Source organism: Pseudomonas sp. PDM24, assembly GCF_019218905.1.
Classification (GTDB): Bacteria; Pseudomonadota; Gammaproteobacteria; order Pseudomonadales; family Pseudomonadaceae; genus Aquipseudomonas.
Map to the genome: position 1 here is coordinate 476,542 of NZ_JAHUWR010000003.1, position 14,933 is coordinate 491,474.

Annotated in this window: 14 protein-coding genes; 4 read left to right on the forward strand and 10 right to left on the reverse strand. The window is 61.5% G+C overall.

The genetic code is table 11. The features are described from left to right. Positions 1–11 precede the first annotated feature (11 nt). Entirely contained in the window at positions 12–920 is a 909-nt protein-coding gene (gene glsB / locus KW837_RS13820; RefSeq protein ID WP_218396474.1) for a glutaminase B, read from the reverse strand. A 229-nt stretch (positions 921–1,149) separates the two neighbouring features. Between glsB and KW837_RS13825 the strand changes: the two genes are divergently transcribed. The 4 genes from KW837_RS13825 to KW837_RS13840 all read left to right on the forward strand — a co-directional run bounded on the left by KW837_RS13825 (position 1,150) and on the right by KW837_RS13840 (position 4,444). Then, a complete protein-coding gene (locus KW837_RS13825) occupies positions 1,150–1,779 on the forward strand; it encodes a ferric reductase-like transmembrane domain-containing protein (protein WP_218396476.1) in 630 nt (209 codons plus the stop codon). Positions 1,780–1,933: 154 nt separating this feature from the next. Next, positions 1,934–2,449 (forward strand): DoxX family protein, encoded by a 516-nt coding sequence (locus tag KW837_RS13830; RefSeq protein WP_218396478.1) that lies wholly within the window; start codon positions 1,934–1,936, stop codon positions 2,447–2,449. A gap of 47 nt (positions 2,450–2,496) precedes the next feature. Next, positions 2,497–3,195, forward strand: a complete 699-nt coding sequence (locus tag KW837_RS13835; protein ID WP_218396480.1) for a dienelactone hydrolase family protein — start codon at positions 2,497–2,499, stop codon at positions 3,193–3,195. Positions 3,196–3,256: 61 nt separating this feature from the next. Beyond that, complete coding sequence (locus tag KW837_RS13840; protein WP_218396482.1) at positions 3,257–4,444, forward strand: MFS transporter; 1,188 nt, start codon at positions 3,257–3,259, stop codon at positions 4,442–4,444. Positions 4,445–4,655: 211 nt separating this feature from the next. Here the strand turns inward: KW837_RS13840 and metC are convergent, their stop codons facing one another. The 9 genes from metC to KW837_RS13885 form a co-directional block, all read right to left on the reverse strand. After that, positions 4,656–7,430, reverse strand: a complete 2,775-nt coding sequence (metC, locus tag KW837_RS13845; protein ID WP_218396484.1) for a cystathionine beta-lyase — start codon at positions 7,428–7,430, stop codon at positions 4,656–4,658. Next, entirely contained in the window at positions 7,427–8,023 is a 597-nt protein-coding gene (locus KW837_RS13850) for a cysteine dioxygenase (protein ID WP_218396486.1), read from the reverse strand. The genes metC and KW837_RS13850 overlap by 4 nt, the downstream gene beginning before the upstream one ends. A gap of 17 nt (positions 8,024–8,040) precedes the next feature. Beyond that, a complete protein-coding gene (locus KW837_RS13855; protein WP_192343571.1) occupies positions 8,041–8,877 on the reverse strand; it encodes an amino acid ABC transporter ATP-binding protein in 837 nt (278 codons plus the stop codon). Continuing rightward, positions 8,864–9,652: an amino acid ABC transporter permease gene (locus KW837_RS13860; RefSeq protein WP_008071998.1), complete on the reverse strand. Its 789-nt coding sequence runs from the start codon at positions 9,650–9,652 to the stop codon at positions 8,864–8,866. Before KW837_RS13860 ends, KW837_RS13855 begins: the two co-directional genes overlap by 14 nt. Further along, positions 9,642–10,376, reverse strand: coding sequence for an amino acid ABC transporter permease (locus KW837_RS13865; protein ID WP_218396488.1), 735 nt, complete (start codon positions 10,374–10,376; stop codon positions 9,642–9,644). Before KW837_RS13865 ends, KW837_RS13860 begins: the two co-directional genes overlap by 11 nt. Then, positions 10,373–11,584 carry an aminotransferase class I/II-fold pyridoxal phosphate-dependent enzyme gene (locus tag KW837_RS13870; RefSeq protein WP_218396490.1) on the reverse strand — a complete coding sequence of 404 codons (1,212 nt, stop codon included), beginning with the start codon at positions 11,582–11,584 and terminating at the stop codon, positions 10,373–10,375. Before KW837_RS13870 ends, KW837_RS13865 begins: the two co-directional genes overlap by 4 nt. Then, complete coding sequence (locus KW837_RS13875; RefSeq protein WP_218396492.1) at positions 11,581–13,005, reverse strand: FAD-binding oxidoreductase; 1,425 nt, start codon at positions 13,003–13,005, stop codon at positions 11,581–11,583. The genes KW837_RS13870 and KW837_RS13875 overlap by 4 nt, the downstream gene beginning before the upstream one ends. After that, positions 13,002–13,853 carry a transporter substrate-binding domain-containing protein gene (locus KW837_RS13880; RefSeq protein ID WP_218396495.1) on the reverse strand — a complete coding sequence of 284 codons (852 nt, stop codon included), beginning with the start codon at positions 13,851–13,853 and terminating at the stop codon, positions 13,002–13,004. Before KW837_RS13880 ends, KW837_RS13875 begins: the two co-directional genes overlap by 4 nt. Before the next feature lie 64 nt (positions 13,854–13,917). Next, a complete protein-coding gene (locus tag KW837_RS13885; protein WP_218396497.1) occupies positions 13,918–14,760 on the reverse strand; it encodes a transporter substrate-binding domain-containing protein in 843 nt (280 codons plus the stop codon). Positions 14,761–14,933: the final 173 nt, after the last annotated feature.

Genomic DNA, 14,933 nt, shown 5'->3' on the forward strand with positions numbered 1-14,933 from the left:
AAGACAGGTCATCAGAACACCGACCAGCCAATCCGCTGACTCAACAACTCCAGCGCCGCCATGCCGGCGAGGGAGTTTCCGGCAGTGTTCAATTCCGGGGACCAGACGCACACCGTGAATTGCCCCGGCACTACCGCGACAATGCCCCCGCCCACGCCGCTCTTGCCCGGCAGACCGACGCGATAGGCAAAATTGCCCGCTTCGTCGTACAGCCCGCTGGTGGCCATGATCGAGTTGACTTGCTGGGTCTGGCGGGCGCTGAGGATCTGGGCGCCGCTGTGTTTGCAGAAACCATCGTTGGCCAGAAAGCAGAACGTGCGGGCCAGATCCACGCAACTCATACGCAGTGCGCAATGGCTGAAGTAGCTGCGCAGCACGGCTTCGACGTCGTTATGAAAGTTGCCGAACGATTGCATCAGATAAGCCATCGCTGCGTTACGCGCGCGGTGCTGGTATTCCGACTCGGCGACCTTGCCGTCCACCATGACATTCGGGTTGCCGGACAAGCGCCGGACAAAATCGCGCATCGACAACGCCGGCGCGGCAAAACGTGACTGGTTGATGTCGCAGATCACCAGCGCACCGGCGTTGATGAAGGGATTGCGCGGGCGCCCGCGCTCGAACTCCAGCTGCACCAGCGAGTTGAACGGCTGTCCGGACGGCTCATGGCCCAGGCGCTCCCAAATCGCTTCGCCGGAATGGTCGATGGCCTGCACCAGGCTGAACACCTTGGAAATACTTTGCACAGAGAACGGCGTGTCGGCGTCTCCGGCACAAAACAACTCGCCGTCATTGCCATACACGGCAATGCCCAACTGATTGGCCGGCACGGTGCCGAGGGCGGGAATGTAGTCAGCCACTTTGCCCTGACCGATCAACGGTCGGACTGCGTCAAGGATCTCGTTCAACAGCGCTTGCATGCCGGGTTCCGAAGTCTCGCCCCATGGGATTGCGGGGACACTTTCGCTAGACGCCACTGGTCGGGGCTGAATCACAGTTTTGTATGGGAATGTATCTGTCGCGGCCCGGGATACATGAACTTGCGCCGGGAGACCTTTCGGACATACCGACCATACACCGGGTTGAAAAACTCTTGCCGTCCGCCGACCACTCGCAAAACCGGGTCGGCTCTTGCTCAGGAGTGTCGTCATGATGACCCAAGTTCCCCGTTACCACGGCTGGTCGCTGTTTGGCCTGCTGTCCTTGCTGGTGCTGGTGATGACCAGCCTGATTCTGCTGCTGAACCCGGACCTGGTGGAGGCCACGCGCAGCGCCATTCGCGCCACCGCACGCACTTCGTTTGCACTGTTTATTGCCGCGTTCACTGCGTCCGCTTTGGCCGTGCTGGTGCCCTCGCCTTTCACTCGATCGCTGGTGCGTGAACGACGCTTCATCGGCCTGGCCTTCGCGTTTTCCCACCTGGTGCACGCCCTCCTGATCTACAGCTATGGCCAACTGAACCCCGAGTTCTGGCCCGGCCGCACCACGGTCGGCAACATCCCGGGCTCAGTCGGTTACCTGTTCATTGTGCTGATGGCGCTGACCTCATTCAAACCCACGGCGCGACTGATCGGCCCCAAAGCCTGGAAAGCCCTGCACGTTAGCGGCATGTGGGTGATTGCGGCGGTGTTCACCTATTCCAACTTCAAACGCATCCCCCTGAGCGCCTGGTACGTATTGCCGTTCGGTTTGATGTTTTCGGCAATCGTCGTTCGGCTGCTGGGCAAGATTGCGCTGAAGTACAAACGGTCGGCCAGAAACACGCTATTGACCGAATGAAACCTCATCAACACCAACATTCCCCTGTGGGAGCGGGCTTGCTCGCGAAGAGGGAGTGTCAGTCAACATTGATGTCGCCTGACACACCGCTTTCGCGAGCAAGCCCGCTCCCACAATGAATGCACCTGTCGATCAAATCCTGGAGCTCAAGCCCATGAATACCTCCCTCTCATCGACCCTCAAAGGCCTGCACCTGAACCTCGACCGTACCGGCAGCTGGATCGCCCCCCTGACCTTGCGATTGTTTCTAGCCTGGGAATTTTTCGAATCAGGCCTGGAAAAATGGAACGGCCAGAACTGGTTCGCCGACATCCAGCACCGCTTCCCGTTTCCCTTCAACCACGTGCCGGCCACGCTGAACTGGGAACTGGCGATGTGGGCCGAATTGATCTGCGCCCTCGCCCTGCTGGTGGGCCTGGGGACGCGGGTTTCGGCGATTATTCTGACCGTGGTCACGATCGTCGCGACCGCTGCCGTTCACTGGCCGGCCGATTGGTCTACATTGAGTGAACTTGCCCAGGGTTATGCCATCAGCAATAAAGGCCACGGCAACTTCAAACTGCCGCTGATCTACCTCGCAGCCCTCCTGCCGTTGCTGCTCTCGGGGGCCGGAAAGCTCAGCGTCGACGCGCTGCTGGCTCGATACTTCTGGCGGCGCAGTCACCGCTGATACGCCAGTGTCTCGATAACCTACCCAACTTATGTAAAGGAGCCATCATGAGCGTGACCACCCAATGGATCGAGATCACCAGCGCCGAGGGCACCTTCGGCGCTTACCTGGCCATCCCCCACACCCTTAAAGGTCCGGGGATTGTGCTGATTCAGGAAATCTTCGGCGTCAACGAGCACATCCGCTCGGTCGCCGAGCAATACGCCGCCGACGGCTACCTGGTCATCGCGCCGGATCTGTTCTGGCGCAACGGCCACCGTATCGAACTGGGCTACGACGAAGCCGGCTGGAAACGCGCCGTCGAGCTGATGAACGCCACCGACACCCAAAAAGCGCAGGCCGACATCAAACTGGCCATTGACGCCCTGAAAGCGCAGCCGGGGCTGGACGGCAGAATTGCTTCTATCGGTTTCTGCTTCGGCGGCATGCTGTCATACAACACCGCAGCCAACGGTTTCGTCGACGTGGCGATCGCCTACTACGGCGGCGGCATTCAGAACCAGCTGGATCGAGCCGATGAAATCAAGGTGCCGGTGTTGATGCACTTCGGCGAGCAGGACAGCCACATCCCCATCGACGCCGTGAAGCAAATCGCCGAGCGTTTCGAGTTCAACGATGACGTCGATATCGAGGTGTATCCGGGTGCCGAACATGGCTTCAACTGCTCACACCGTGACAGTTATAACCAACGGGCGGCGGTCGAGGCCCATGGCAATACCTTGCTCTTTTTGAGTCAGAACCTTTAAGGCCTGATCGATGGGGTTGGCGACATAAACAATCGGTGAGCATTCAATCCCGGAAACCAGCATGGACAACCTATCAAAACCCAGACCGGCTTCACTGCGCATCCCCTCCACGGTCTGGGCCCTGGGTTTTGTCAGCCTGTTCATGGACCTGTCTTCAGAGCTGGTGCACAGCCTGCTGCCGATATTTCTGGTCACGACCTTGGGCGCGAGCGCGTTGACCGTCGGGGTGATCGAGGGCATCGCCGAGGCGACCGCGATGCTGACCAAGATCTTCTCCGGCGCCATCAGCGACTTTATCGGCCGGCGCAAAGGCTTGCTGTTGATGGGCTACGGTCTGGCCGCCTTGTCGAAACCGCTCTTTCCCCTCGCGCACTCGGTCGATGTGGTGTTCACCGCACGTTTTCTGGATCGCATCGGCAAAGGCATCCGTGGCGCGCCGCGAGATGCGCTGGTCGCCGACATCGCCCCCGCAGAAATCCGTGGCGCCTGCTTTGGCTTGCGCCAATCGATGGACACCGTGGGTGCCATTCTGGGTCCGATTCTGGCCATCGTGCTGATGCTCTGGCTCGGGCAGATCCATCTGGTGTTGTGGTTTGCGGTGATCCCGGCGGTGATATCGGTGGCGCTGATTGTCGGCGGGGTCAAAGAGCCGACCACTGTCGCTGGCGAACGCGCCTTCCGCTCGCCTATCCACTGGAAGGTTCTGCGGGATTTTTCGCGCGATTATTGGTGGGTGGTGATCGTCGGTGGGCTCTTCACACTGGCCCGTTTCAGCGAAGCCTTTCTGGTTTTGAAGGCGCAACAAACAGGCCTGACAGCAACCTGGGTGCCGATGGTGATGGTGGTCATGTCGCTGCTTTATGCCGTATCAGCCTACCCCGCCGGCTGGTTGTCCGACCGGATCAGCCGCACCAAAGTGCTATGCATCGGCATCGTCCTGCTGATCCTGGCGGACCTGTTATTGGCGCATGCAGACTCGATCATGACCATGCTGGCGGGCGTGGCCCTGTGGGGCCTGCACATGGGCTTCAGCCAGGGCATTCTCGCGACGCTGATCGCCGACACCGCGCCCGAACACCTCAGGGGCACGGCGTTCGGCCTGTTCAATTTGATCAGCGGCGTGTGCCTGTTGATCGCCAGTGTGCTCGCCGGCGCGTTGTGGGAGACCTCGGGCTCGGCCAGCACTTTCATCGTCGGAGCGGTGCTGGCGGCTGCGGCGTTGTTGTTGCTTGTGCTGCGCAAACCCTAATGCCAGTAACAGTTGCCAAAGGCTGCGTTCGCCTGTAGCAGCTGTCGAGCTTGCGAGGCTGCGTTCGCCTGTAGCAGCTGTCGAGCTTGCGAGGCTGCGTTCGGCTGCGAAGCAGTCGTCAAACCAGAGCTTGCCGTACGTCAGGCGGACCGCGTTAGTCGGATTCACGACTGCTTCGCAGCCGAACGCAGCCTCGCAGGCTCGGCAGCTGCTACAGATCGCGCAAGCCCTGGTTCACGGCGGCGAACCCACGTTGCAAATCCTCGATCAACGCGTCGACATCTTCCAGGCCGATGTGCAGCCGCAGCACCGGGTTCAATGCACGATCTACCGCACTGTTGCGATCCTTGGTATCCGCGACGGTGACCAGGCTTTCATAGCCGCCCCAGGACGCGCCCAGACCAAACACCTGCAGCGCATCGATAAACCGTTCGACGTACCTGGCGTCGGCCTCGCGCAGTTCGAAGGACAGCAAACCGTTGCTGCCAGTGAAGTCCCGCCGCCACAGTGCGTGATGGGGATGATCGGGCAACGCTGGATGGAACACCCGCTTCACCTGCGGTTGCGCCTGTAGCCATTGAGCGATCTCCAGGGCCTGACGTTCGTGTACGTCGAGGCGCGGCGCCAGGGTTCGTGCACCTCGCAGCACCAGATAGGCATCGTCGGGACTGACGGCGATGCCAAAGGTGTCGCTCATGGATGCCAGTGGCTGCCAGACCTCTTGCCGGGTACAGACGCTGCCCATGACCACATCGCTGTGACCGCACAGGTACTTGGTCAACGCCATGATCGAGATGTCCGCGCCCAGGGTCAGTGACCGGTACAGGTAGCCCGAGCCCCAGGTGTTGTCCACGGCCAGCAGAATGCCGCGCGGTTTGCACAATGCGGCAATGGCCGGCAGGTCGCAGAGTTCATACAACAGCGAGCCGGGCACCTCGGTGTAGACCATTTTGGTATTGGCTTGCAGTTGCGCTTGCAGGCCGTTGCCGTCAGGCGCGAAGTAGCTGACCTGGATGCCGAACGGCTCAAGCAGCTCCCGGGCCAGACGCCGCACGGGGGCATATACCGCATCGGTGATCAGCACATGATCGCCGGGCCGCAAGTAGGCCAGAAATGTCTGCGCCACTGCCGCCAGCCCGGTGCCGAACAAGCGCGAGCGATAACCGCCCTCCAGTTCCGTCACCAGATCTTCCAGGGCGAACGCCGTCGGATTGCCACGGGCGCCATAGCTCAGAACCCGTTCGCTATCACGACGAGCACGGGCGTCGCGCATTTGTGCCAGGTTGTCGAACAGCACCGTGCTCAAACGAGTGACCGGCACGTTGACCGCCCGACCACCACGGCCCTTTTCAGTTCGCGCCGAATGCACCAGACGGGTACGAACCCGTGCATCACGGGTGGCTTGAGACTGCGCGCGCAACGGTTTGAGGCTGGCGATTTCGTCTGCGCTCATTTGCGCCAACAAGCCGATTTCCCAGGCCAGATACTGACGCGCCGCGTCCTTGTTGCCGGAGTGACGATCGTGGGTAAAGAACAGGAAATCGATGCACTGGTGATCGGGCGGTGTGTTGGCATCCTCTTGCAGCGCAAACCCCGCCGCACGCCAGGCCTCGACACCGCCGTCCAGCAACCGGGTTTGTGCGCGCTGAGCATCGGGCAACTCCAGCGTGGCGAAAGCGGCCAGCAGCGGATCATCGGCCAGCAGTACCAGAGGCCGTTGCTCTCCCATCACCTCAGCCGCCAGCAACGAGCGGATCGACCAGCGCGAGCCGGCGATATGACCTTTGCGCCAGGTCATGCTCGGCCGCAGGTCAATCAGTGCCACCGCGTTATCCTTCAGCGCATCGTTCAGGGCTTGTGCCGTGATCACTGGCAACGCTTCGTGTGCGGGGGCCTCCACCGCCGGCAACGCCAGACCGCTATTCACCCCGTCCGCTAAAACATAAGCCTCATGCCCCAACTGCCGAAGCCAGCTGGCAATAATCGGTGCCCGCACGCCATCGCTGTCGATCAGCACCAGCCGTGCCTGGCGCACGCCGATGTACAGATCGGTGGATTGAATCAGCTGGCCACCCGGCGTGTGTTGCGCGCCCGGCAAACTGCCGGCGGCAAACTCCTCGGCGGTGCGCACATCGCACAGAAACAGGCTGCGTTCGGCCTCCCCGGCCCACTGCTCAACCTGCGCGGTCGCAACGGTTTTCACCCCGACCCGTTCGGCCAGTTGTGCCGCGGCAAGACGCTGTTGCGGCAAGGTCTTCGATGACACCTCATCGGCATAGCGGCGGGTGCTGCCATGCTCCAGCTGAAGATCTTCCAGATCCCAGCCCTGGGTCCCGTTTTCCAGGGCGTAGACCGGGTTTTTCAAACCCAGATTGATCAGGGTCTGGGCGCCAATAATGCTGCGGGTTCGACCGGCGCAATTGACCACGATCGGCGTGCTGTCGTCCGGCACCAGATCCTGCACGCGATAGCCCAGTTCGCCATTCGGGCAACAGACGGAACCGGGGATGGTCATCTTGCGGTATTCGTCGAACGGCCGACCATCCAGCACCACCAGCGGTTCGCCCCGGGCTTGCCATTCGGCCAGCTGTTTGGCGGTGATATGCGGCGTATGAGTGGCCTCTTCCACCAACTCGCCAAAGGCCTTGGACGGCACGTGCACGCCGGCAAACAGTTGCAGGCCGGCCGCCTGCCAGCCATCGGCACCACCGTCGAGAATATGCACGCGACCATACCCCAACGCCTGCAGACGCTGAGCGGCGAGGGCCGCGACGTCCCCACCATTCTGGTCATAAATCACCAACCGCACCTGTGGATTCGGCGCCAGGCGTCGGACCTCCAACTCCAGGCGACTGTAGGGCAGGTTCACCCCGTGAAACAGATGGGCTTCGCCATATTGGCCATGCTCACGCACGTCAAACAGGGCAATTTCCTGCCCGTCGAACAGCCATTGCTGCAGTTGCCCTGGGGTTACGGTCCGATTCATGTGTAAGCCTTGATCGACGGCGCCATCTGCGAGGCGTTGTAATTGAGAATGCGCCCGTCGGCCTCGACCCCATAACGGCCATTGAGCGATTCCAGCGGCAAGCCATAAAGATGGAAATGCAGGGTCGGCTGCTCGCCTTCGACACGGATGCCGTGCAGGTCTTCACCGAGGAACGAGATCGACGTGCCAGGCTGCACGATCACTTCTTTTTCCAGGTGCAGGGTAGTGAACCCAGGCTCGCGGCCCTCGTCATCACGGGCGTAGACGTAGTTGATTTCCTGGCCTTCGACGGCGCTGATGATCGCCCAGGTTTCGTGGTTGTGAGCAATGGTGCTTTTGCCGGGCAACAGCGAGTTGAGGTACAGCGTCGGCGTGTCGCCATCGTCGTTGAGACGGTAGCGGAACGCGGTACTGCCCTGCCCCGGCACTGGCGCCGGGAACGCGTCGAAATTGAACAGATCGCGACGCTCGGCCAGGGTTTCGAGCAAGGCGACGATTTGCGTCAATGCAGCACGGTCGACGCCACGCTGATTGATGATGCGGATTTTCTTGAGGAAATCTTCGATGACGGCGGCACGGTTATCGGTACTCATGAACAGGCTCCTCGGTATTAGACAGACAGGCTGTAGCGGCTCAGGTTGGTCAACAGATACGGATCATTGGCGACGCGGGGACGGCGTCCCGGATCGCCCAGTGCATGACGCAGAAACTCTTGAGTGCGCTCGCTGGTGGGGTGCTGGAAGATCTGCGCGGCGCTGCCGTGCTCGACGATCACGCCGTTTTCAGTGAAGTAGACGATGTCGCTGATCTCTTCAGCGAAACGCATTTCGTGGGTCACCAGTACGCAAGTCATGCCCTCTTCGGTCAGCTCGCGAATCACCGTCAGCACCTCGCCGACGGTTTCCGGGTCGAGGGCCGAGGTCACCTCATCGAACAGAATCAATTCCGGGCGCATGGCCAACGCCCGGGCAATCGCCACCCGCTGTTGCTGACCGCCGGAAAGTTGTCCCGGATAAGCATCGGCCTTGTGCTCCATGCGCACTTTGGCCAGCAACGCGCGGGCGTCTTTCTCCGCCTCGGCGCGGTTGCGCCCCAGCACTTTGCGCGGTGCGATCACCAGGTTCTCCAGCACCGACAAATGCGGGAACAGGTTGTACTGCTGGAACACAAACCCCACGCGCTTGCGCAACTCGATGCGCTGGGATTCCTGGGCCAGGGTGTGAACCTCGGTGGCGCCGACGCGAATACTGCCGCGCTGAGGCTGTAACAGGCCGGTGATGCAACGCAGGATCGTCGACTTGCCGGAACCGGACGGGCCGATGATCGACACGGCCTGCCCACGGTGCACGTCGAGGTCGATGCCCTTGAGCACCGGGTTGCTGCCAAACGACAAGTGCAGGTCACGCAGGCTGACCAGGGGCTCAGCGACGGTTTCAGTAGAAGGCATAACGTCGCTCCAGGTGTTGGGTGAGTCGGGAAATCGGGTAGCAGTAAGCAAAGAACAGCACCAGCAGGCTCAGGTAAATCACCACGGTAAAACCGGTCAGGTTCACCGTATTGCTGGCGATTTGCGCGGTGTCGATCACGTCATGCACGCCCACCAAAGACGCCAGCGCGGTGCCCATGGTGATCACCGCGTAGAGGTTCATCCACGGCGGCAACATGCGCTTGAAGCACTGCGGCAGGATGATCGAGCGGAAAATCTGCCCACGGGTGAACGCCAGGGAACGTGCGGCTTCCCATTGGGTACTGGGGATCGAGGCGACCGCGCCACGGAAGATTTCCGCGACGTTGGCGCTCGCCGGCAACGCCAGGCCAAGGGTGACCTTGACCCAGTCCGGAAACGAGACATAGGCGCTGCCAATGTGGATCTCGAACGGGAACACATAGGTGGTGAAGTAGATCAGCACCAGCCACGGTGCGTTGCGAAAAACCTGCACCCAGATCCGCGCCGGCAAGCGCAGCAACCACAACGGCGACAACCCCAGGGCGCCCACCAGCAGCCCCAGCAACGACCCCAACCCGATCGCCACCAGGCTGATCAGAATGTTCTGACCAAAGCCCACGACCAGCGCTGGCGACCATTGCAGCAAGGCCTTGAGCACTGGGCTGTGCGGGGCGAAATACACCAGCCAGAGCACGGCAACTGCCAATAGCAGCAACTTGCCGACATGCCGCCGTGGCCAGGCCACTGGCGCGGTGACGGACGATTCAATGGCCATAGCCGGGCATCCTCAGGCGCGCTTCGAGCAGGCGCCCCACACAATTGACGGTAAAACTCAGCAGACCGAAAAACGTCAGGATCAGAATCATCAACTCCAGCACGTTATCGCTCTGGGTCCAGATCATGATCGCCGCGTAGGTGATGTCGCCGACGGCAATCGCCGAGGCGACAGCGGTCATCTTCACCAGGTCGATCAGGTTGTTGATCAGCGACGGCAAGGCGAAGCGCAGGGCCAGCGGCAGTTGCACGTTCCACAACAACTGCCGACTGCTGAACGCCAGCGAACTGGCCGCCTCCATCGTCACCGCCGGTACGGCTTCGATGCCGGCGCGCAAGGCTTCGGCATGGAATGCGCCCTTGTGCAGCGAGATGACGATCACCACCCAGGCGAACGGCGTCAGCGGGTTGGCCGCGCCGACGGCCTGGGTCAGCAGCATGTTCAGCACCAGGAACGCGCAATACAGCTGCACCAGCGTCGGCGTGTTGCGGGTGACTTCGACAAACACCCGCGCAGGTTTCGCCAGCCAGGGGTTGCCCGAGGTCAACATCGCCGCCAACCCGACACCCGCCAGCAGGCTACCGACGATAGTGAACAGGCACAGCAACACCGTGGTCAGCGCGCCCTGCTCCAGGGTTCCGCGTTGGTAGGCGTCCAGCAGAAAGCCGTAGTTCAGGCCGAAGCCGGCGGCCCAGTGGACGAACAATTCCAGCCAGTGATTCATGGTTCGCCCCGCAATTGCCCGCAGGCTTGAGCGATGCGTCGTCCGGCCTCGGCGACGGTTTCAGTCGCAGTGGCAATGGACAGGCGAAACCACGGCGACAAGCCATAAGCGCTGCCCGCTACGCCGGCCACGCCCTCCTCCAGCAAATACGCAACGACGTCGGTATCGGTTTCCAAGCGCTGACCGTCCGGGCGATAGCGGCCCAATAATCCGGCGCAGCGAATAAATACGAAGAAACCACCTTGAGGTTCGAGCACTTCGAGGCCGTCTACTTTGCGTAAAGCACTCACCAGTAAATCCCGGCGTTGCTGATAGGCCGCGACCTGCGACCGCAAGAAGTCCAGTCCGCCCTCGAAGGCTGCCAACGCGGCGGCTTGCCCTACCGAAGAAGCGCCCGAGGTGGATTGCGATTGCACCACCGTCATCGCATGGGTCAGCACTTGCGGTCCGGCACCGAAACCGATTCGCCAACCGGTCATGGCGTAGGTCTTGGACACGCCGCCCACCATCAGGCAGCGCGACTGCAAATCCGGCGCAACGTTGAGCAGGCTCTGGGCCGGCCGACCGTCGAAGCGGATATGTTCGTAGAGCTCATCCAGCAGAATCAGCACCTGGGGATGGCGCCGCAGCACCTCGGCCAAGGCGTACAACTCGGTCTCGCTGTACACCGCGCCGCTGGGGTTGCCCGGGCCATTGAGGATCAGCCAGCGAGTTCGCTCACCGATGTATTGCTCCAACCGCTCGGCCGTCAGCTTGCAGCGTTGCGCCAACCCGCATTCGATGAAGACCGGCTCGCCACCGTTGAAGCGCACGCTGTCCGGGAAGGACGGCCAGTACGGCGTTGGCACCAGCACTTGATCGCCGTCATCAAGGGTGGCGGCGAAGGCATTGAAGATGATCTGTTTGGCGCCGTTGGCAATCACGATCGATTCCAGCGGGTAGTCCAGATGGTTTTCCTGCTGGAGCTTGCGTTGCACCGCAATTCGCAAGGCCTTCACGCCCGGTGTCGGCGTGTACTTGGTGGCACCGCCAGCGATGGCGGCATAAGCGGCTTGTTTGATGTGGTCCGGGGTGTCGAAATCCGGCTCGCCGGTGGTCAGGTCGAGGATGTCGCGACCGGCCTCGCGCAGGGCCGTGGCTTGGGATTTGGCGGCGGCATTGGCCGACAGCGAGACGCGCTGCACACGTTTGGACAGGCGAAGTGTCATGACTGAACCGCCTCCAATACCTTGCCGGGGTTCAGCAGATTGTTCGGGTCCAGCGCCTGCTTGATCCGGCGCATCAGGTTGAGTTCTACCGGACTTTTATAGCGCCCGAGCATGTCCCGTTTGTGCTGGCCGATACCGTGTTCAGCGCTGATGGAGCCGCCGTGGGCATGGGCGCTGTCGTGCACCAGTTGGCTGAGTGCCGCGTAATGGACCATGTGCGCCTCGACCGTCGAATCCTGCGGATGGGCGACGTTGTAGTGCAGGTTACCGTCGCCCAGATGGCCGAAGGTGTAATGCCGCACACCGGGAAAATGACGCTGCAACAAAGCATCGGTATCGGCGACAAACGCCACCACCTGGGAAATCGGCACCGAGATGTCGTGCTTCATGTTGCGACCGGCACGCTTCTGCGCCTCGCTCATGTTTTCGCGCAATAGCCACAACGCCTGGCTCTGGGCGAGGCTTTCGGCGATCAGCGCATCGGCCAGCAAGCGCAGTTCGAAGGCTTCGCCCAGTACCTGTTCAAACGCTTCGCGGGCATGGCTTTCGCTGTGGTTATCGGACAATTCCAACAGCGCGAACCAGGGTTGACGGGCGCCAAGAAAGGGTTGCGGGCCTTCGGGAAATTGCTCGCGCAGCAGCGTGAGGCACTCGGCGCTGAGCAGTTCGAACGCGGTGAGACTGGCACCGAAACCGGCGCGGGCATGGGACAGGAACGTCACCGCTTGGGCCAACGAATCGAAGGCTAGCAGCGCCGTGGCTTGGGCTTTGGGCAGCGGGAACAGTTTCAGGGTTGCGGCGGTGATAATGCCGAGGGTGCCTTCGCTGCCGATAAACAGGTCGCGCAAGTCGTAGCCAGTGTTGTCCTTGCGCAAACCGCGCAAGCCATTCCAGATATCGCCTTGGGCGGTGACCACTTCCAGGCCGAGGGTCAATTCGCGGGTATTGCCGTAACGCAGCACCGCGGTGCCGCCGGCATTGGTGCCCAGATTACCGCCGATGGTGCAGCTGCCTTCGGCGCCCAGGCTCAGCGGGAACAGACGCCCGGCGTCACGGGCGACATCCTGAATGGTTTGCAGAATGCACCCCGCCTCGACGGTCAGGGTGTCGTTGTCGGTGTCCACCGCCCGTACGCGGTTCATGCGATCGAGCAGCAGCAACACCGCACGCCCACTGGCGTCCGGGGTCGCACCGCCCATCAGCCCGGTGTTGCCGCCCTGCACCACCACCGGCGTATCACACGCCACACAGGCACGAACCACCGCGGCGACTTCTTCAGTGTTTGCCGGGTGCACCGCGGCCACGACCTGCCCCACATAACGACCCTGCTTGTCGGTCAGGTACGCGGCGGCCTCTTCGTTGCTCTGCACATGACGGGCGCCGAGTAGTTGCTGCAAAGCGACGAACAACGGCCGACTCATGGCCGCGCTGCCAGCGGTGCCGCATTGCGGTATTGCTCGTGCAGGTCACGCAAGGCCTGCGACGGCGCCATGCCGGTGCGCTCGCCCAATTCGATCAACCAGCCGCTGCGGTGCCAGTCGCGCACGATGGCATCGAGTTTCGCCTGGGTATCGTGTTCGCCCTTGCGGATCCAGATCACCGAGTTCGACGGGATCAAATCACCCGGCAGCGGGATTTCATACTCGGCCCACTCGGCATCGCTCAACAAGGTATGCATGGTCGGGCTGACATGCACCGCCGCCACGCAGCCATTGCCGCGCAACGACAACAACGATTCGGACTGGCTGCGGAACGCCTTGATCTGTGCGCCGTAGGTTTCCTGCAAGGGTTTGATGAAGTTGCTGCCCTGGGACACGCACACCGGTTTGTCCTTGAGGTCGGCCCACTGGGTGATGCCCGCACCTTTGCGAATCAACGCGGCACCGCCGACTTCTTCATAAGGCGTGGGCACGTAATCGAGAATCTCGGCACGCTCTTCGGTGAACTGCATATTGGCGATCAGGATGTCGACCTTGCCCTGTTGCAGGAACTGCACCCGGTTGGGCGCCAGCACCGAAACCGTTTGCGCCTCGACGCCCAGCGCCTTGGCGATGCCCTTGGCCAGTTCGACGTTGTACCCCAGGTGCTCGCCGGTCTTGGGGTCGAGAGTGCCGAATGGCGGGCCACTGAGAATCACCCCGACGCTAATGGCGTGGCGTTGCTCGATCTTGTCCAGTGTGGCGTCGGCCTGAGCGAGGCTGGCGCCAAGCACGGCGTATCCTGCCAGGCACAAAGTGGCCAGGCCTCTGGCGGAAAAATATCGGTTCATGCACGACTTCCTTGAACGACCGCCGAGCCAGTCGGCGGCTTATTGAAACGATGAGGTGAACCGGTCAGGCACCGTTGGCCTGGAACTGTTTCTGTAAATCCACCAAGGCCGGTGACGCGGGGGTGATGCGGTTGCGGGTCTGGGCTTCGATCAGCCAACCACTGCGATGCAGTTCCTTGACGATCGGGTCAAGCCGGTCCTGGGTATCGCGTTCGCCAGGTCGGGTCCAGATCACTGAAGGGGCCGGGTTGAGTTCCGGACTGAGCGCGCGATAGCCCTGCCATTCGACGTTGTCGGCGATCAACGGGTTGATCAGCGTGGCGTCATGCACCGCCGCGACGCAGTTGTTGCCACGCAGCGCGAGCAAGGATTCCGACGAGCTCTTGAAGGCTTTGATCTCAACGCCCAACTCGGTGAGCGGCTTGATGTAGCTGCTGCCCTGGGAGGTGCAGACGGGCTGGCCTTTGAGGTCTTCCCAACGGGTGATTTTGCTGTCCTTGAGCAGCGCCGCGGAACCGCCGACGCGGTAGAACGGTGTCGGCACAAAACCGAGAATCTCGCCGCGTTCGGCCGTCCACTCCATGTTGGCGATCAGCAGATCAACTTTGCCCTGCTGCAAAAATTGCACGCGGTTGGCGGGCAATACCGGCACCAGTTGCACCTCGGCGCCCAATTGCCGGCCCAGCTCCTGAGCGAGGTCGACGTTCAAACCCCGTGGCTTCTGGGTACTCGGATCGATACTGCCAAAGGGGCCACCGGACAGTACAACCCCCACTGTCAGCACATGGCGTTGCTGGATCTTGTCCAGGGTGGCATCAGCCTGAGCACCGGCACTGGCGGCCAATGAGATCAAGGCACCCAGCATGGCAGGCAACAATCGTTTTACAGGTGAGCGCTCAAGCAACATGGATTTCCCCTCATGGAATGATCGGCGTCCCCCGACCTGATGTGAGGGCATCCTAGGTACAGCGTTGGTGTAACGGAAATTCAAATATCTAATATCGTTATAACTTGCCGTATTGGCGCTAAGGGACAATCTTAACAACCCCAGCAATTACTGAACCTTGTAACCAAATCACC

What these genes read in the sequence shown, in the direction of transcription:
- glsB (WP_218396474.1), bottom strand. Translation starts at nt 920, where the DNA reads ATGCAAGCGCTGTTGAACGAGATCCTTGACGCAGTCCGACCGTTGATC.
- KW837_RS13825 (WP_218396476.1), top strand. Translation starts at nt 1,150, where the DNA reads ATGATGACCCAAGTTCCCCGTTACCACGGCTGGTCGCTGTTTGGCCTG.
- KW837_RS13830 (WP_218396478.1), top strand. Translation starts at nt 1,934, where the DNA reads ATGAATACCTCCCTCTCATCGACCCTCAAAGGCCTGCACCTGAACCTC.
- KW837_RS13835 (WP_218396480.1), top strand. Translation starts at nt 2,497, where the DNA reads ATGAGCGTGACCACCCAATGGATCGAGATCACCAGCGCCGAGGGCACC.
- KW837_RS13840 (WP_218396482.1), top strand. Translation starts at nt 3,257, where the DNA reads ATGGACAACCTATCAAAACCCAGACCGGCTTCACTGCGCATCCCCTCC.
- metC (WP_218396484.1), bottom strand. Translation starts at nt 7,430, where the DNA reads ATGAATCGGACCGTAACCCCAGGGCAACTGCAGCAATGGCTGTTCGAC.
- KW837_RS13850 (WP_218396486.1), bottom strand. Translation starts at nt 8,023, where the DNA reads ATGAGTACCGATAACCGTGCCGCCGTCATCGAAGATTTCCTCAAGAAA.
- KW837_RS13855 (WP_192343571.1), bottom strand. Translation starts at nt 8,877, where the DNA reads ATGCCTTCTACTGAAACCGTCGCTGAGCCCCTGGTCAGCCTGCGTGAC.
- KW837_RS13860 (WP_008071998.1), bottom strand. Translation starts at nt 9,652, where the DNA reads ATGGCCATTGAATCGTCCGTCACCGCGCCAGTGGCCTGGCCACGGCGG.
- KW837_RS13865 (WP_218396488.1), bottom strand. Translation starts at nt 10,376, where the DNA reads ATGAATCACTGGCTGGAATTGTTCGTCCACTGGGCCGCCGGCTTCGGC.
- KW837_RS13870 (WP_218396490.1), bottom strand. Translation starts at nt 11,584, where the DNA reads ATGACACTTCGCCTGTCCAAACGTGTGCAGCGCGTCTCGCTGTCGGCC.
- KW837_RS13875 (WP_218396492.1), bottom strand. Translation starts at nt 13,005, where the DNA reads ATGAGTCGGCCGTTGTTCGTCGCTTTGCAGCAACTACTCGGCGCCCGT.
- KW837_RS13880 (WP_218396495.1), bottom strand. Translation starts at nt 13,853, where the DNA reads ATGAACCGATATTTTTCCGCCAGAGGCCTGGCCACTTTGTGCCTGGCA.
- KW837_RS13885 (WP_218396497.1), bottom strand. Translation starts at nt 14,760, where the DNA reads ATGTTGCTTGAGCGCTCACCTGTAAAACGATTGTTGCCTGCCATGCTG.